General features: G+C 62.9%; 13 protein-coding genes, 1 tRNA gene and 2 pseudogenes. 8 read left to right on the top strand and 8 right to left on the bottom strand.

Annotated features, from left to right (window positions below; all coding sequences use genetic code 11):
- Positions 1-88 precede the first annotated feature (88 nt).
- The 4 genes and pseudogenes from GEV05_16685 to GEV05_16670 all read right to left on the bottom strand — a co-directional run bounded on the left by GEV05_16685 (position 89) and on the right by GEV05_16670 (position 2,162).
- Positions 89-544 (bottom strand): hypothetical protein, encoded by a 456-nt coding sequence (locus GEV05_16685; protein MPZ44998.1) that lies wholly within the window; start codon positions 542-544, stop codon positions 89-91.
- Between the two features lie 265 nt (positions 545-809).
- Positions 810-1,030, bottom strand: a pseudogene (locus tag GEV05_16680) (cupin domain-containing protein).
- Between the two features lie 492 nt (positions 1,031-1,522).
- The gene (locus GEV05_16675) at positions 1,523-1,975 is read right to left on the bottom strand and encodes a PIN domain-containing protein (GenBank protein MPZ44997.1); all 453 of its coding nucleotides are present in this window, start codon (positions 1,973-1,975) and stop codon (positions 1,523-1,525) included.
- Entirely contained in the window at positions 1,905-2,162 is a 258-nt protein-coding gene (locus GEV05_16670) for a ribbon-helix-helix protein, CopG family (GenBank protein MPZ44996.1), read from the bottom strand. Before GEV05_16670 ends, GEV05_16675 begins: the two co-directional genes overlap by 71 nt.
- 1,089 nt (positions 2,163-3,251) lie before the next feature.
- Between GEV05_16670 and GEV05_16665 the strand changes: the two are divergent.
- Positions 3,252-4,022, top strand: a pseudogene (locus GEV05_16665) (tyrosine-type recombinase/integrase).
- Positions 4,023-4,034: 12 nt separating this feature from the next.
- Here GEV05_16665 and GEV05_16660 read toward each other — a convergent pair.
- A tRNA-Arg gene (locus tag GEV05_16660) sits at positions 4,035-4,111 on the bottom strand.
- Positions 4,112-4,263: 152 nt separating this feature from the next.
- Here GEV05_16660 and GEV05_16655 point away from each other — a divergent pair.
- The 4 genes from GEV05_16655 to GEV05_16640 all read left to right on the top strand — a co-directional run bounded on the left by GEV05_16655 (position 4,264) and on the right by GEV05_16640 (position 9,975).
- Positions 4,264-4,914, top strand: a complete 651-nt coding sequence (locus GEV05_16655; GenBank protein ID MPZ44995.1) for a hypothetical protein — start codon at positions 4,264-4,266, stop codon at positions 4,912-4,914.
- 136 nt (positions 4,915-5,050) lie between these two features.
- Complete coding sequence (locus GEV05_16650) at positions 5,051-7,024, top strand: alpha-amylase (protein MPZ44994.1); 1,974 nt, start codon at positions 5,051-5,053, stop codon at positions 7,022-7,024.
- Positions 7,025-7,204: 180 nt separating this feature from the next.
- The gene (locus tag GEV05_16645; GenBank protein ID MPZ44993.1) at positions 7,205-9,208 is read left to right on the top strand and encodes a response regulator; all 2,004 of its coding nucleotides are present in this window, start codon (positions 7,205-7,207) and stop codon (positions 9,206-9,208) included.
- 185 nt (positions 9,209-9,393) lie between these two features.
- Positions 9,394-9,975 (top strand): hypothetical protein, encoded by a 582-nt coding sequence (locus GEV05_16640; GenBank protein MPZ44992.1) that lies wholly within the window; start codon positions 9,394-9,396, stop codon positions 9,973-9,975.
- A 6-nt stretch (positions 9,976-9,981) separates the two neighbouring features.
- Here GEV05_16640 and GEV05_16635 read toward each other — a convergent pair whose 3' ends face one another.
- A complete protein-coding gene (locus GEV05_16635; protein ID MPZ44991.1) occupies positions 9,982-10,773 on the bottom strand; it encodes a chitinase in 792 nt (263 codons plus the stop codon).
- Between the two features lie 246 nt (positions 10,774-11,019).
- Between GEV05_16635 and GEV05_16630 the strand changes: the two genes are divergently transcribed.
- Genes GEV05_16630 through GEV05_16620 form a run of 3 tightly spaced genes read left to right on the top strand, consistent with a single transcriptional unit; the run spans position 11,020 to position 14,560 of the window.
- Positions 11,020-12,177 (top strand): patatin, encoded by a 1,158-nt coding sequence (locus GEV05_16630; GenBank protein MPZ44990.1) that lies wholly within the window; start codon positions 11,020-11,022, stop codon positions 12,175-12,177.
- A gap of 18 nt (positions 12,178-12,195) precedes the next feature.
- Positions 12,196-13,470, top strand: a complete 1,275-nt coding sequence (locus GEV05_16625; GenBank protein ID MPZ44989.1) for a hypothetical protein — start codon at positions 12,196-12,198, stop codon at positions 13,468-13,470.
- Positions 13,442-14,560 carry a tripartite tricarboxylate transporter substrate binding protein gene (locus GEV05_16620; protein MPZ44988.1) on the top strand — a complete coding sequence of 373 codons (1,119 nt, stop codon included), beginning with the start codon at positions 13,442-13,444 and terminating at the stop codon, positions 14,558-14,560. Before GEV05_16625 ends, GEV05_16620 begins: the two co-directional genes overlap by 29 nt.
- Before the next feature lie 129 nt (positions 14,561-14,689).
- Here GEV05_16620 and GEV05_16615 read toward each other — a convergent pair whose 3' ends face one another.
- Positions 14,690-15,601, bottom strand: a complete 912-nt coding sequence (locus tag GEV05_16615; protein MPZ44987.1) for a hypothetical protein — start codon at positions 15,599-15,601, stop codon at positions 14,690-14,692.
- Positions 15,602-15,664: 63 nt separating this feature from the next.
- Positions 15,665-16,627, bottom strand: coding sequence for a tripartite tricarboxylate transporter substrate binding protein (locus GEV05_16610; protein MPZ44986.1), 963 nt, complete (start codon positions 16,625-16,627; stop codon positions 15,665-15,667).
- Between the last annotated feature and the right edge of the window lie 104 nt (positions 16,628-16,731).

Here is a 16,731-nt window from a genome sequence, read left to right as displayed (position 1 = left end):
AGCTGCGCGAGAAAATTGAGGAGCAACTCGCGAAACTTCAGAAGCTGCCCAGCTTGATCCGCTCATTTTTCAATGCTCCGTCTGTCGCCTATATTGGCGACTGGTGAGTAAACGCGCCAGCGTACCCAGGGTTGTGAGCGGCATGCTCAAACGCCATCCGCCCGAACTCCCGGATGAACCCATTCTGCTTGCCGTCGCGAATCATCGCCGGCAGGTGCTTCCATAAGGCGTAGTGCTCTGGACCTTCCTCGAGCAAGGTGACGCCGCGCAACGTTTGCGCGTGGTCCTGACGGAGGCGATCGCCAGCAGCGGTGAGAGCAAACGTGCGATGGCTGTCTTCCTGCAGCAGATCGAGGGAACCAAGCGCTCTCAGCAGTCGGTAGCAGAGGGCCGGATCGAGACCCAGGTGCTCAGCGATTGCCGGGGCGGCTTTGGGGGCATCGGCGAGGGCGTCGAAGATGCCCAGCTTCACGCCGGTATAGAGGATTTGGCTCCGCCATCGACCGAAAATGATGTCCAGGACGCTCGTTTGTGGATCTGGCATCTTCAACCTCCTAACTCATCCAGACCACGCCAGCCGGATGCGGCTTAACGAATAGTGTTTTATCTGTCGTGGCTCTGCACGGCAGACAAAACCTGTTGAACTGAACCGCATGAGATGGCATCGGCTGGGTGTGTGTGAACGAGAAAATCATCTCATCCACGGATCTCGTCTGTCCCGATCGTGCGTGAAACCGGAGTGAGCCTGGTGTCGGCCGGAAAATGCACGAGCGTACCAGTGCCGCACCGGATCGATTCGTCTTCATCGATTCGTCTTCGAAGCTGATCTCGACATTGCCTCTGAGCACGTAGAATGACTCATCCCAGTCGTGGCTATGCGGCGGCGGCCAGGACCCTTCTTCGCCTTCCTGCAGCGTGATCTCGTAACCGTGAGTCGCGGCATTCGATGCAAGCACGGTGATCTTTGTGCCCAGCACGCTCAGTGGTCGATCGTAGTCCTGGGGCTTACAACAAACGGTTGGGTCTTCATGGGTTCCGGGCCTCCATCGATCGGATATACGTCATACGCCTCTATCGAAGAGTGGTGACATCAGGCATCCGATGTCACCCGCGAGGCTGCACCGGGCGCGAGCGTAAAGCGCACCGTGACGCGCGGGCGGCCGAGTGAACGAAATCGGTCACCTGGACCTCGGACATCGACAATTTCAACTCACCCGCGTGGTCCAGAAACTCGGACGACAGCTGACGGTAGACTCCTGGCATGGGTTCCGCGCCGCCACTGCTGACATTTCTACTGATGACCTTCTCAGGCTGGGTGCATCGACGCCCTGATTTGTGCGGCCGCTTCGGGTGAACCGCCATTTCTGCAACGGGTCGGCCAGAGCCCGTCGCGGTTCACAGACCGCGACCGTTGAACCGTTGAACACCAGGAAAGCTGACGTTTGGCTTGACGATGCAGTTGCTGCCGAGAGCAGGGATTCGGCGGACTGGATGCTGTGCCGGCCTTTAACCTGATGCGAGGTCAAATCAGGTTGCGCAAAGCTTTGCCGCCAGGCGTGCGGTAGGCCGCGAAATGGGCGTCGTCGATCGTAATCATGTCCGACACGCCAGACCGGTCAGCCAGCCAGAGCAGCGAAGCATCGGTCACGTCCATCGCGTTATCGGCATACTTGGCAACCAGGGTGGCAATGGTGGCGATGGAATCCGGCGGCATTTCGTGGATCGTGACGCCGCCCGCGTTGACCCACTGCAGGAATGCCACCCCCAGCCTCGTCGGCAACAAGTGCACGGTTTCGACCAGAACCGGCCAAGTGGTGACGAGCTCGCCGCGAAAACCGTCGAGGTAGGCGCGAACCCGTGCATGATGCCGGTCGCGCCGGTTGAACCAGGCGACGAGGGCGCCGCTATCGACGATTGCGCCGGGCACGGATGCGCTTGCGCAGGTGGCCGCGAGCGTTCTCGGCGAGATCGGCAGGCCCTGCGAATCCGCCGATCAGCCCGAACTCGCGCGCCAGCTCTGCTGGGGACTTGGTTGGGGCCCGCTCGGCGTAAAGGTGCAACGCCTCCTTGATGACCTCGCTCTGGCTCTTGCCAGTGGCTGCGCTGACCTTTTCGAGCACCGCTTGGTCGCTGTCGGTCAGCCTGACGGAAAGCACCTTCATCGCCAGCCCTGTGGATTGTCATACGCGGCCATATTACAAATCTAGGGCCGCGCGGTCAATTTCGAGGCGAGCGTCCTGGATAGATAAAAGACAACCTGCGAAAGGTGCGCCCGACGGCGTGCCGCGGGCGGCTAGGCCGGCGATCGATTTTCCCCTACTGCAGGCTCGTAGTCGTTGAATTTACGATCGGAATAGCTTCGGCTTCCCGTGGGGACGCCAACCCCGACGCAGCAGTCCGAGGGATTATGCGTTTGAATCCCCCAGAACGCCTCCATTGACCAGCTGTGACGGACAATTCCTTGGATGGAGGTCTCTCTCCACCACGATCCGCTAAAGGTCCGCAGCCTCAACCAATAGCGTGCGGGAGCTTTGCGGGAATAAGTCTTGCATCGTCCTACACAGTGATGCACGGTTGCAGCGAGTGTTGTGCCATTTGATCAATATGCAATGCTTTCATTTGCTGCATGGGGAGCAGGTGGTCGGAGGTTCAAAATCCTCTCGTTCCCGCGGACTCAAGTAGTTGTTTCCTCCTCTTCACGTAGTGCTGCCGATTTCAATCAGGCGTCATGGCGGCTGCGTCACGGCTGTTCGAAAAGCTCCTCTCGCTTGCGAACCCGCATGAGTACTTGCTTTGCGGGCGATGCATGATTCGAGCATAGTCGTTTCCCGCGTACCTACTATGTTTGCAGGTGGTTGGACGCGGTCTTCTCCAAGGTCCTGCCCGCTCCGCTGAGCATTCCTCCTGGCGCTCGCACTCAAAAGGCTGTTAACGCTGGAAACTCATCGAACGTTAAGACGCGCCGGCTCGCGCGCTAGGAGATTCGGAACACATAGGGATGGGTGTGACTGGGCAAGCCTTGTAGCCCTTTCTCGTCCATCTGTACCGATTTGAAGGGGGGATGGGCGAATGTGGCGGGTCGGGACGGACGGGACAATACGTGCCTTGCGCCGTGTTGTTGCGGAGCCGACGAGCAACCACACGCTTGCATCAAACAGTTCGTCGGGCAATAGACGCCAGAAGTGGGTCCTGCTCAACGCGAGTTACATCCATGCCGCACGCCCTCACATGAACATACCACCCAGCCTGGGATGGAGACCGTGCCACTGATCGAGATGGAACGGAATCGCCAGGCGAGGAAGCCCTACCCCTTGTCGTGGGATGAGCAGACGCTGCTCTTCGGCGAGCTCCGATCCGATCCCAACGCCCAGATGGCGCTCTTCAAGGTCAATACCGGGCTGAGGGAACAAGAGGTGTGCACTCTCCGGTGGGACTGGGAGGCGGAGGTGCAGGAACTGTAAACCAGTGTATTCGTCATCCCTGCGATCTTCAGCGAGGATGGACGAAGCGGGGTGAAGAACCGGGAAGACCGTCTGGTCGTTCTGAATGCGGTGGCAAGATCGGTGATCGACGCACGTCGGGGAAGACATCCCGAATTCGTTTTCACCTATCGGGGAAGGAAGCTCGATTGCATGAACAACACCGCATGGCAAAGCGCCCGTACCCGAGCAGCTGGGAAGTATCGCGATCGGTTCGGGAAGGATGCGCCTTGGGGATTTCAGCGCCTGCGTATCCACGACCTGAAGCACACCTTCGGTCGGCGGCTACGTGCGGCAGGCGTCCCTTTCGAAACGCGACAGGTGCTTCTCGGCCACACGAACGGAAGCATCACTACGCACTACAGCGCGGCCGAAATCGGGGAGTTGATCGACGGAGTGAACAGAATCGACGCGTCACGTTCGACGCCGGTGCTCACTACGTTGAGGGTTCCGAGCACAACCTTCGCTGCCAAACGCAATGCAACGCCCAAAGCGTTGCAAAGCGTTGCAGCGAAAAAATTAGGCCACTCGAAAATGGCCTAAGTGCTTGATTTTTGGCGCGCCCGGCAGGATTCGAACCCACGACCCCCTGGTTCGTAGCCAGGTACTCTATCCAACTGAGCTACGGGCGCTTGAGGCAGCGATTCTAGCAGATTGCCTTTGCGGCCCGAAAGCCTACGGTCCGGGCCGGCGGCGGGGCGATCGAGCGGTATGATCGGCCCCAAGGGGCATCTCCGGCGACTGATCTCGAGCCCCGGGCAACGCGCAATGGACGGATCCATCAATGCCACTGGGACTGCTCGGAGGCGGCTTCGATTCCTCGGGTGCGGCCGCGGATGAATTCGACGATTGGTACGACACCGAGCACATCCCGGAGCGGATGCGCATTCCAGGCTTCCTCAACGCGGTGCGCTGGATCGGCGTTTCCAATCCGCGCATCTCGCTTGCGATCTACGACCTCGAAAGCCTCGACGTGCTGAAGAAGCCGGAGTACCGCGCGGTTTCGCCGGAGAATTTCTCGCCCTGGTCGAAGCGCATTCTGCTCGGGAAGTGCACGCGGCTTTGCCGGTTCAACTGCGTGCAGATGGGCGCGGGCGACCAGGTGGCGCCCGAGAAAGGCACGGGTCTGTTCGTCGTCGCGTTCAACTCGGCAGCCGAATTCGAGCCCGGCCTCGATCGATGGATCGAAACCGAGCACCTTCCTCGGCTGGCTGCCGTTCCGGGCGTGCTGCGCGCGCGCTGGTTCAAGACCCCGGCCGATTCGCCCGGCAGCAGCTCGCACAAGCATGTCGTGACTTGTCATCTCGATTCGCCGTCGATATGCGACTCCCCGGCCTGGGGGGCCGCCTTGGAGGGCGAGGGCATGCACGAGATGCGTCGTCACATGAAAGACATCCTGCCTCTGGCGCTCCGGCGCTACACTAGGCGCGCCTGATCGCCGGGAGACCCGTGCCGTCGCGGTGTGCGGTGAGAGTATGCTCGCGGTGCACGCGTCACTTGCCCATGCCAGGCGCGTCACGATCTCGCCCCTGCACTCGAACTGCGTAGGTGCGAGGCAGGAGTTGAACGCCATGACGACCTCGTTCGCGGCAAGCGTTCTCGCGCAAGCGGTTCCGCGGCGCGTGCGTGGCGAGTTCGCGTTCCCGCGCAGGCAAAGCTTCTTTCCTTCGCCGGTCGATTGGCGTGACGAAGTCCTCTATTTCCTGCTGGTCGATCGGTTCAGCGATGGCCAGGAAAGCACCCGGCCTTTGCTCGATCGGCGCAACCGCCGCGCGGCCCGCCCCGGGAGCATCGACGGTGGCGAGTGGCGTTGGGACCTATGGGCCGAATCCGGCGCGCATCGCTGGCAGGGCGGCACGATCAAGGGCGTGCAATCGAAGCTCGACTACCTCGATGATCTCGGTGTGACGGCGATCTGGTTGAGCCCCGTCTTCAGGCAGCGCGGGCACTTGGATACCTTCCATGGCTACGGCATCCAGCATTTTCTCGATGTCGATGCGCGCTTCGGCACGCGCGCGGATCTGGTCGAGCTGGTGGATGCGGCGCATCGCAAAGGCATTCGCATCATCCTCGACATCATTTTCAATCACACCGGATTCAATTGGGTATATCCCGGCGGAATCGCCGAGCCTGCCTTCCGCCACTTTCCGGGCTACTACGATTTCGGTTCCTGGCTCGGCCGCAACGGCGAGCGGATCGGTCCCGAAGTCGGCAACGAAGAGGAGGGCGTCTGGCCGCAGGAGCTGCAGAACGCCGGATGCTATACGCGCGCGGGCAGCGGCGATCTCGGCGCGGGTAGCCTCGAGGATCCGCACGCCGAGCACAAGCGCACCGATTTCTTCACGCTGCGTGATCTGGCGCTGGACAATCCCGGCGTGCTCGATCACCTCGCTGCCTGCTACAGTTACTGGATCGCGCTGACTGACTGCGACGGCTTTCGCATCGACACGCTCAAGCACGTGTCGTTCGAAGAGGGCAGGAACTTCTGCGGCGCGATCAAGGAGTTCGCGGCCAACCTCGGCAAGTCCGGTTTCCTGCTGGTAGGGGAGGTCGCCGGCGGCGATTTCGCGCAGGATCGCTATCTCGATGTGCTGGGACGCAATCTCGATGCGGCGCTCGACATCGGCGCCATGCGGCCCACCCTGCACGACGTCGCGAAGGGACTCGGTCATCCCCGCAGCTACTTCGACGGCTTCGATGCCGGAAGCGCGGAAATGGGCTCGCATCGTAATCTCGGCCAGCGGCACGTCTCCATCCTCGACGACCACGACCATGTGTTCGGCGCGAAGATCCGCTTCTCGGCCGAGGCGGCGTCCGAGCATCAGGTCGCAGCCGCCGTCGCCCTGCAGCTATTTACGCTCGGCATTCCCTGCATCTACTACGGAACCGAACAGTCGTTCGCGGGGCCGGAAGCGTCAGAGCGCGCGTACCTTCCGGGCTGGAAAGGCGGCGATCACGCGGATCGCTATCTGCGCGAGGCCATGTTCGGTCCTCGGCATCCGCGGGCAGCGGGGCTGAATGGTTTGCCGCCGGACGGAGCGCTCGATCGGCTCTTGCCGGGCTTCGGAGCGTTCGGCACGGCGGGCGCGCATTGCTTCGATCCGGAGTTTACGACCTACCATCGTATCGCGGCTCTCGCCGCCGTGCGCAGGCGCTTTCCCGTGCTGCGCAAGGGAAGGCAATATTTGCGGCCGATCTCGCTGTTCGGCGCGCCGTTCGTGTTCCACGGACCCGGCGAGCTCGTCGCCTGGTCGCGAATCCTGAGCGACGAGGAAGCATTGTGTGTCGTCAATGCGCACGGGACGCAAACGCGCGGCGGTGATGTGCTGATCGACGCGAGTCTCAATGCGCCCGCAACGGCGCTCACGGTGATCGTCAATACGACCCAGGCGGCGCGAGGATCGTCTGCAAACGTGGCCCATCCCGTCGGCTCGCGCATCCCCGTAGAGCGGTCGCAAGACGGTGCGGCCTACGTGCCGATCCGAGACGTGCCTGCTTCCGAGGTCCTCGTACTGGTCAATCACGGCTCGGAAGCCGGACCTTGAAGCGATGCGAGCCGGATGATCGCGATCGATTGCTGCGCATTCATCCCCCCAGGAATATCCGTGTGAGAAGTCGCGTTTCGCTTGATCCGTATCAAGCGCTTGACCGCGTTGCGGGTGCAGACTGCGCCTTTCTTATCGTGATGAATCGACTCGTCCGCCGAGGCGATTCGACGGTCGGGTATGCTGCGACCAGGGCAAAACCAATCGACGCAACAAAGCTTGCGTCGGTCCGCTCCGGGTGCTCTTCCGGCGATCGTCAGGGTACTCTGTCGTCAACCGATACTGCGGACCGCTGAACGGATGCGCAAACCCATGGACGAAGTCGCCCCGCGGTCATCCGACCTGTCTACCGAGACGTACGAGGCGTCACACCGCCGCGACAGCAGCGCCGAAGTAATCCAGGAGCAGATCCGGCTGGCCTACGCCAACCTGCCGGTCTCGCAAGTCGTGGCGCTGTTGAACGGTCTCGTGCTGGCGTTCGTGCTTTCCTTCGCGGTCGGGACGGCGCGGGCGGCCGGTTGGCTTGCGGGCCTGGTGGCCGTGACGGTCGCGCGCATGGTGATCGCCATGCTCTATCGGAAGGCATCACCGACGGCCAAGGCCGCGCCTTCATGGCGCGTGTTCCTGCTGGCCGGCGCAGCTGCATCCGGGCTCGCGTGGGGCTCGACCGCGCTCGTGCTGTATCCGCCCGAATCGATCATCCACCAGGTTTTCATCGCCTTCGTCGTGGGCGGCATGGTGATCGGAGCGATCATTGCAATGACGCCGATGTTCGCGACGTTTGTACTGTTCGCGTTGTCGGCGCTGCTGCCCAACATAGCGCGTTATTCCTTCGGCGGAGATAACGTCCACCATGCAATGGCCGCCATGGGGGCGATCTTTCTGGTTGCGATGCTGGTGCTGGGCAAGCGCATACACGACACGATGACCGCATCGCTGCAGCTGCGATTCGAGAATCGGGACTTGATCGCGTTTCTGTCCGGCAGCAGAAAACACCTCGTGGCCGTCAACGCCGACCTGCTGGCCGCGCAGGACAAGTTGACCAAAGCCAACGAAGCGCTCGAGAGCCGGGTTGCGGAACGCACGGCCGCGCTGCAGGCGGCCGACCAGCGCAAGGACGAGTTCCTCGCAATGCTCTCACACGAGCTGAGAAATCCGCTCGCACCGATACGCAATTCGATCTACATCCTCAATCACTTCGACGCGGGCAGCGAGCAAGCCCGCCACGCGCGCGAGATCATCGAGCGCCAGACCCAGCACATCGCCCGCCTGGTCGACGATCTGCTCGACGTGACTCGCATCGCGCGCGGCAAGATCGAGCTGCGGCGCGAACGTGCCGATCTGACCGAGCTGGTCCAACGCACCATGCAGGACTATGCGCCGGTTTTCCAGCAGTTCGGCATTGCGGTGTCGGCGCAACTACCCGAGCGGCCGATTTGGGCGAGCGTGGATGCAACCCGCATCGCACAGCTCGTCGGCAACCTGCTGCAGAACGCAGCCAAATTCACGCCCGCGGCAGGCACGGTCGAGCTTTCGCTGCGCAGCGTGGATGGCTGGGCCGAGATCCGCATCAGCGACACCGGCGCCGGGATTCCGTCCGACCTGCTGCCGAGCTTGTTCGAGCCGTTCATGCAAGGCAAGCAATCGCTGGCTCGAACCGAGGGCGGGCTCGGGCTGGGCCTGGCGCTGGTGAAGGGCATCGTCGAATTGCATCAGGGGAGCGTCGCGGCCGAGAGCGCGGGATTGGGCCAGGGATCGGCCTTCACCGTGCGCCTAGCGCTGCTTGCCTTCGACGATGTTCCGGCAGCGCCGAGTCCCGCACGTCATCGTGCCGCGCAAGCGCGCCGTGCCTTGATCGTGGACGACAACAAGGATGCGGCCGACTCGTTGGCTCAGCTGGTATCGATGTTCGGCCATGCCGCGGAAGTCGCCTACGACGGCGCTACGGCACTTGCAAGGGCGCGCGCGAATCCTCCGGATGTCGTGCTGTGCGACTTGGGTCTTCCCGGCCTCACGGGCTACGACGTCGCGCGCGCATTGTGTGCCGAGCGAAGCGGGATTCGACTGGTGGCGATCAGCGGCTATGCGCAGCCCGAAGACATCGCAGCCGCGAAGAAAGCCGGGTTCGAGCAGCATATCGCGAAACCGATCGATCCGGAGGCCGTGCGAAACCTGCTGCTCTAAGGCGAAAGGTGTGGGTTTCAGCCACCCTTCGCCTTGCGCACCCTGACCGACGAAAATGCTCCGCGCCAGGACGAAGCCACGACTGCTGCGAACGAACCGGGACGACGAATCGGTAAACTTGGAGTACAGGCGCTGCGACCGCGTGGCGCGGACTCTCGATTCAAACCCAACCCAAGGTGGCCACCATGAGCGAGCCGCGCCTGGTGTTTCTTTTCAGCGGGCATATGATCGACGCGAAAAACCGCGCTGCGCCCCGTTTTCCGCCGGACAAGGAGCCGATCGCAGCCCGTGCGATCGCAACGGTGCTGGATGAACTGGGAGCGGGCGCCGCCGATCTCGGCATGACCGAAGGCGCGTGCGGTGGCGATCTGCTTTTCGTCGAAGCCCTGCTCGAACGAGGAGGACGGCTGGAATTGTTTCTGCCCTTCGATGAGGCGGCGTTCCTGCGGGAGTCGGTCGACTTCGAGAAGCCCCCTTCATCCGATCCGGATCTTTGGCTTGAGCGCTTCATGGCGGCAAAGGCTCGTGCAAATGTGCGCGTGATGACCGACGTGCTGGGTCCGACCCCGGAAGGCGAAAGTCCTTTCCAGCGGTGCAATCTATGGATGCTCGACGAGGCGTTGGCCAAGGGTGCCCGCAAGGTCCGCTTCATCTGTCTGTGGGACGGCGAGGATGGCGACGGGCCGGGCGGAACCAGACACATGGTGGAGGCCGTGCGTTCCCGTGGCGGCGAAGTGCGCTGGCTCGACGTGAGGAAGCTGTGGTGAGCCGGCCTACTTGATGCCGAGCACCCCTTTGGCTCGTGCCAGATACTCCATGCGATCGTCGAGACCGTTGTAGCCGCCGTTGATCGCCTTGGTCACCGCCTTGGCGTCGTCGGCATCCGCCAGCCGGTTGATCTGCCGCTTGTTCCAGTACCAGCAGGCAACATCCACGGCCACGAACGGATCCGAGGCCACCCGATCGGGATCGGCGACACAATCGATTCCGCAGTCCTTGCCGTACTGCGCATAGTTGGCCCTTCCGGTGAGTTGTATCAGACCGCGGCCCTTGAAGAACTTCCCGTCGCCCGGTACGGTGTTGCCGAGGTCGCGGCGTTCTTCGTAAGCCGACCCGTCGGCGATCTCTTCGGCATAGAGGAAGGAAGCGGTCTCGTGAGCGATCTGAGCCACGAAATGCGCCATGCGCAGCGGCGTAGTGATACTGTACTTCTTCATGCCGGCAACCAGCGGCTCGAAATAGAGCTCGATCTTCGCGGGCAACGCACGAGGCATGACTACGGAAAGCTTCTCTTTCGACGGCCCCGGCGGTAATCCCGCGAGAAGTGCACTAACGGTGGCATCTCCGGGAGCCAGCAAGCCATCCGAGTGCGGAATCTTCATGATCGTCGTTTCGAAGTGCTTGATCGCTTCGATGGTCCTCGGACCAATGCGGCCGTCCGGGTCGAGCTTCTCCGGCTTGGGATTCGGGAAGCGCGCAATGTTCAGGTTGAACAGAATCTGAGCCACCATGACATCGGTCAAGTCGTTGTGGCCGCTCTGGCCTACGCTCTTGGCAAAACACATGAGAGCCTCCTGACGGCAAAGAGGAGCAATCAGTATGTCTCACGAAGATGCCCCAGGCCAGGACAATCGTCTCCTCCTGGCTCAAGACCTCCCGCGATCACGACGGCGACTGCAGCGAACATGAAGTCGCAACGATGTCTAGTGACGGGCGGGGCGTTGCCGTAAGGTACGCGAATCCGGCATAGTGATTTGGACGGAGCATCAGCGGCATGAATCAGCTGGTCGCCGCAACCACCTGGAGCAGCCATGAACCTCGCTGACAAGTTGACCAAGAAGCCGCCATACAAGCTGCTGGCGCTGGACGGCGGCGGCATCCGTGGACTGATTACCATCGAAGTGCTCGCCGAGATGGAGCGCCTGCTTCAGCAACGGCTCGGACGCGGGGATGATTTCGTGCTCGCCGATTACTTCGATTATGTTGCGGGCACCAGTACCGGTGGCGTCATTGCAACCTGCATCGCTCTGGGCCTGAGGCTCGACGAGATCCGCTCGTTCTACTTCGACAGCGCCGAGCTCATGTTCGAGAAGGCGTCGATACTGAAACGGCTCAACTACAAGTTCGAGGACGAGCCGATTGCACAGAAGTTGCGCAGTGTTTTCAAGGAAAAGACGGGTGAGGAAGAAACGACGCTCGGTTCCTCCAGCTTGCGCACGCTGCTGATGGTCGTGCTGCGAAATGCCAGCACCGATTCACCCTGGCCGCTTTCGAACAATCCGAAGGCGAAATACAACTGTCCCGAAGACCGTCCGGGTTGCAATCTGAACCTTCCCTTGTGGCAAGTCGTACGCGCGAGCACGGCGGCACCGACCTACTTCCCGCCGGAGCAGATTTCGGTCGGCACGAATCGGTTCGTATTCGTCGACGGCGGCATCACGACTTTCAACAACCCGGCCTTCCAGTTGTTCATGATGGCGACGGTAGAGCCGTACAACCTGAACTGGAAGCCCAAACGGCCCGAGGATATGCTGCTGGTGTCGATCGGAACCGGAACGAGCCCTGAAGCAAACGGCGCTCTCGATCCCGATCGCATGAACCTGCTCTTCAATGCAAGCACGGTTCCCTCGGCGCTGATGTTCGCGGCGCTCAACGAGCAGGACTTCCTGTGCCGCGTGTTCGGTCGCTGCCTGGTCGGGGATCTACTCGATCGCGAGCTCGACAGCATGGTGGAATCCACCGGCAAACACGGACACCGCGGGCCGGTCGATCCGAAGCTCTTCACCTATCTGCGTTATAACGTCGAGCTGACGCGCCCGGGGCTGGCCGCGCTCGGCATCACGGATATCGAGCCCGAGCACGTGCAAAAGCTCGACTCGGTGAAATACAAGGCGCAACTGGTACGCGTTGGCAAAGCGGTTGCCCAAGCGAAGGTGAAGTCTTCTCACTTCGCCGGCTTCGATTGTTGATCATTGCCTGGAGCCATCATGTCCGATGCAGCAAAGTCCGCCACCGACCGGTTCGGTCATCCCATCGACCCGATCGTGGGCTACGCGCGAGGTCCCATTCTCGCGAGTACCGACGAGGAAGTGCGGCGCATGCTCAAGGCGCGTCACATGGTCGGCGCGCGCGTGCGGAGCCAAGGCGTGGACAGCGTTTACGACTTGTCGGGCATGAACCGCGGGGCGGGGCTCACGGAAGCGGAAGTGCCACATCTCACGAGCCATGTGCCGTATTTCGAACGCTTCGAGGGCAAGACCGAGCCGCTTGCGCTGAAGCACATGGGGGCGGATCCGCAACGCCACAAGGCGCTCATCGTGAACCGTGTTTCGGCCGCCAACTTCATCGCGCTCACCACGATTCTCGAATCGGGCGACAAGGTGTTCGCCCTGGCGCCGGCCGGCGGAACCTCGCATCCGTCCACGGTGCGTCCGATCGCGATGGCGGGCGCGGATTTTCAGCAATTCCATGCCATCGACGAGCTCGAGCGGGCGTGGCAGACGCAAGGTCCGCCGCGACTGCTCCTGATCACGCCGATCAGCGCGTCGAAGCGCCACATCGATCTGGCCGACGTCAAGCGTGCGCTCGCGCTCCCGCGCGCGGCGCACACGTTGGCCTACATGGACGATGCGCACATGGCTTCACGCGTCGGGTTTTTTCAGGAGCCGCGCACCTTCCAGGTCGGCGAGATCGACCTGGCCGTCTGCTCGGCGGACAAACACGTCGCCGGTCCCCGGGCAGGCGTGTTCGTCGGGCGCCCCGATCTCGTCGATGCGATCGGCTCGCGCATCTACGAGCTCGGGTTGGAAGCGCAGGCGGGCCAGTACGTCGGGGTCGCCAACGCGCTGCGAGACTTCGATCCCGAAGTGATCCGCCGGGCGGGCGAGGTCGCGAAGCAACTGCTGGAAGTGATGCAGCGCCAGTTCGGCGCGCGCGCCTATCAGGGCGGCCCGGGCGTTTCGATCTCGGGCGACGACGTGCTGCAGATTGCGATGGAGCAGTCCGGAGCCAAAGGCAAGCCGAAGATCGTCGCCGTGGAAGCGGCAGGTCTGGCAGCGATGGAGATGCTCGGTGAGGACGGCATTCTCACCATCGGTGCCGTATCGATGCCGGGTAGCGCGCCGGTTCTGCGCCTCATGATGTATCCCGATGGCGCGCGGCTCGGTGTGGAACGTATCTCGGCTTCGGTCGAGAACGCGCTCGGCAAGCTGGGCGACGTGGTGAACGACGTCGATGCCGTGCGCGAGAAGCTGCTCGGTTAGCCGTGCCGTCATTTCCCGTGCAGGCGGGATTTCATATCTCGAGCCAGACGAGAGGTTCTCCAATGTGCCATGCGATAGCGCAGACAAAGCCGAGGTTCCTTTGAAGAGCATCCCGCGCGCGGAACGTACCCGTGTTGTCCCCATCCTGATCGCGACGCTTGCAGTTTCCCTTGCACACGCAGGCGAAACGAACGCTCAGGCTTACCCGACAAAGCCCATTCGCGTGATCGTCCCGCTCGCGCCGGGTGGCGGCAACGATACGCTCGCCCGCTTCATGGCCAAGCCGCTCGCCGAGGCGCTGGGCCAGCAGATGGTGGTGGAGAACCGGCCGGGCGGGGGCGGCCTCATCGGCGGCGAATTCGTCGCACGCGCCGCGCCGGACGGCTATACGCTGGTCGTGGCCGGCTCGGGGCTCCTGGTCGTCACGCTCGCGCATCGCAAGCTCGACCTGCAAAAGGATCTCGAGCCCGTCGCGGTGATTGGCGAATACGCCTCGCTCCTCGTGGTGCATCCGTCGCTGCCGGTGAAAAGCGTGCGCGAGCTCATCGCGTTCGCGAAAGCGCGTCCCGGAGCGCTCAACTACGGCACGGCCGGCATTGGATCGGCAGGCCACCTCGTCACCGAGATGTTCCGTGCCCGCGCCGGGCTCGATATGGTTCACGTCCCCTACAAGGGCGCGGGGCCGGCGTTGACCGAGCTCGCTGGCGGACAGGTGACCATGCTGCTCAGTAATCCGATGGGCTCCAAGCCCCTGGTCGACGCCGGACGTCTGCGGCCGCTCGCCGTAAGCAGCCCGCGCCGTCTGGCGGCGTTCCCGGACGTGCCCACCCTCGCCGAATCCGGTCTGCCAGGATTCAATTCGACCTTCTTCCTCGGATTGATGGGCCCCGCAGGCCTGCCGCGCGACATCGTGGCGCGCTTGAACAAGGAGACGGTGTCGGTGTTGCAGCGGCGCGAGATCCGGGAGTGGCTCGAGACCCGGGGCATGGAGCCCGTGGGCGGCACGCCGGAGCATTTCGCCGCCCGCATCAAGAACGACATCGAGGTGATGTCGAAAGTGATCCGCGACACGGGCTTGCGCCTCAACTAGGGAGCGCCCGCCACGGGACACACGCTCCGTTGCTGCTGCGTGCGGTGGGTTCGAGTATGACAGTCGTGCTCATGGTTCGAACCCGTGGAGGATCGTGTTGCGGGGTATCGCAGTGCGTCGGAACACGGATCAGGGTGGCGGCGAAAGCGCAGTGTCGCGAAAGCGGGCGACGACCGGGCGCCAGCGTGCGAGCTCTGCTGCCATGAATTGCGCGAGCTCGTGGGGTGTACTGCCGATCGGGTCTACACCGCCTCGGCGCAAGGCAGCCCCAACTTCGGGGTCTGCGAGCGCTGTGACGATGGCCTGCCGTATTTCCTGGATCGCCGCTTCCGCAGTCCCCTGCGGCGCAACCAGCGCCAGCCAGTTCGACATGTCATAGCCAGGGATGCCGCATTGCGCAAGCGTGGGCAGATCCTCGGCAGCACGGCTTCGTCTCGAGGTCGTCACGGCGAGCGCGCGAATCGTCCCGTCGAGGCACCGCGGCAGCATCGACATCATGTTGTTGAAGCTGAGCGCGAGGCTTCCGGTGCGTAGATCGTCATATAGCCGCTCGGTATGCTCATAGCGGACGTGGCGCATCTCGACACCCGTCAACGCCTGGAAAAGCTCCGCCGCGAGGTGCGGAGCTCCGCCGATGGCGGATGTGCCGTAGGTCAGTTCGCCGGGATGCGCACGCGCCCGCTCGACCAGGGTACGCACGCTGGGTATGCCGAGCGCAGCGTGAGCGCCGAGCACGAGCGGCGATTTCGTGAGCAGCGAAACCGGGGCGAAGTCACGCAACGGGTCGTAGGGCAAGCGTGCGTCGAGGTGCGCCGCGAGGGCGTGCGTGCCGAGCGTTGCCACGAAAAGCGTCGCACCGTCCGACGGGGAACCCGCAACCTCGCAGGCGGCGTCGGCGCCGTTGCTTCCAGGACGCAGCGAGACCGTAACCTCCCGCCCCAGTGCACCCGAAAGCGCCGGCGCGATCGTGCGAGCGACCTGCTCGGAGGCGCTACCGGGGGAAAAGCCGATCACGATCCGGATGTGGCGAGAGAGCTCCATGCATTCGTCTTCAAACGCAGTGCGCGATGGGTTTGGGCAAACCAGTCGAAGTGCACCGTTCGTCTAATCCACCCCTGCGCCGGAAGCCTGCACGACCGTCGCCCACTTGGGAATTTCCGTTCGCACGTAGGCACCGAATGCTTCCGGGTCGCTCCCCACGATCTCGAATCCTTGCTTGAGAATGCGATCTCGCATGCTCGCGATCTTCAGCGCGCCGGTGAAAGCCTGGTGAAGCGTCGTGACTATCGGCCGCGCCGTGCCACTCGGAACCATGACGCCGAACCACGTGGTCGCCTCGAATCCCGGCAGGCCCGCTTCGGATACCGTCGGCAGATCGGGTGCGAGCGCGGAGCGCCGGGTACTTGCGATCGCCAGGCATTGCACGCGCCCGCCCGCCATCAACGGCAAGGCGGCCGATACGGTGAAGAACATGAGCTGCACGTTGTTTGCCATCAATGCTGCTGAACCTGGTGCCGCACCCTTGTACGGAATGTGGCGGATGTCGACACGCGCCATGGACTTGAACAGTTCCATGGCGAGGTGGCTTGGACCGCCGTTGCCCGACGAGGCGTAGGAAAGCGCGTCCGGCTTCGCCCTGGCACGCGCGATGACCTCCTTTACCGAACTGGCGCCCAGTTGTGGACTGACGGCAAGCACGAACGGAATCGAGGCGAGCTGCGTGACCGGCGCGAAATCGCGCAGCAGGTCGTAGTTGAGCTTGCGATAGAGCGACGCGCTGATGGCGTGCGCCACGTTCGCCTGCAGCAGCGTGTAGCCGTCGGGCGCGGCCTTCGCAACGACCTCGGCCGCGATGTTGCCGCCGGCGCCTGCACGGTTGTCGACGACGATCGGCTGGCCCAATTTCTCGTTAGCCGCCGTAACGACAATGCGTGCGAGGTTGTCGGCGCCGCCGCCCGGCGGAAAGGGAATCACGAATCGCAGCGGGCGCTCGGGATAGTGTTGCGCGTTCACGGTGAGACTCGTCGAAAATGCGATGGCGGCCAGGGCGATCCGTGCAAGCATCAAGAGATTCTCCTTCAGAACGATGCGGGAACGATGCGGGCGGGCTGTGCCGGGTCGCTTCGTCCATAACCACTGGCTTGGACAATATAACGTTTCATCGTTGTCGA

This window comes from Betaproteobacteria bacterium, from assembly GCA_009377585.1.
Classification (GTDB): domain Bacteria; phylum Pseudomonadota; class Gammaproteobacteria; order Burkholderiales; family WYBJ01; genus WYBJ01.
The sequence above is the reverse complement of the archived record's forward strand: the minus strand, read 5'-3'. Positions and strand labels throughout refer to the sequence as shown.

Bases quoted from the DNA above. Each gene is read 5' to 3' on its own strand.
- GEV05_16650 (MPZ44994.1), top strand. From the start codon at position 5,051: ATGACGACCTCGTTCGCGGCAAGCGTTCTCGCGCAAGCGGTTCCGCGG.
- GEV05_16640 (MPZ44992.1), top strand. From the start codon at position 9,394: ATGAGCGAGCCGCGCCTGGTGTTTCTTTTCAGCGGGCATATGATCGAC.
- GEV05_16630 (MPZ44990.1), top strand. From the start codon at position 11,020: ATGAACCTCGCTGACAAGTTGACCAAGAAGCCGCCATACAAGCTGCTG.
- GEV05_16645 (MPZ44993.1), top strand. From the start codon at position 7,205: ATGCTGCGACCAGGGCAAAACCAATCGACGCAACAAAGCTTGCGTCGG.
- GEV05_16620 (MPZ44988.1), top strand. From the start codon at position 13,442: ATGCCGTGCGCGAGAAGCTGCTCGGTTAGCCGTGCCGTCATTTCCCGT.
- GEV05_16615 (MPZ44987.1), bottom strand. From the start codon at position 15,601: ATGGAGCTCTCTCGCCACATCCGGATCGTGATCGGCTTTTCCCCCGGT.
- GEV05_16670 (MPZ44996.1), bottom strand. From the start codon at position 2,162: ATGAAGGTGCTTTCCGTCAGGCTGACCGACAGCGACCAAGCGGTGCTC.
- GEV05_16655 (MPZ44995.1), top strand. From the start codon at position 4,264: ATGCCACTGGGACTGCTCGGAGGCGGCTTCGATTCCTCGGGTGCGGCC.
- GEV05_16625 (MPZ44989.1), top strand. From the start codon at position 12,196: ATGTCCGATGCAGCAAAGTCCGCCACCGACCGGTTCGGTCATCCCATC.
- GEV05_16635 (MPZ44991.1), bottom strand. From the start codon at position 10,773: ATGTGTTTTGCCAAGAGCGTAGGCCAGAGCGGCCACAACGACTTGACC.
- GEV05_16685 (MPZ44998.1), bottom strand. From the start codon at position 544: ATGCCAGATCCACAAACGAGCGTCCTGGACATCATTTTCGGTCGATGG.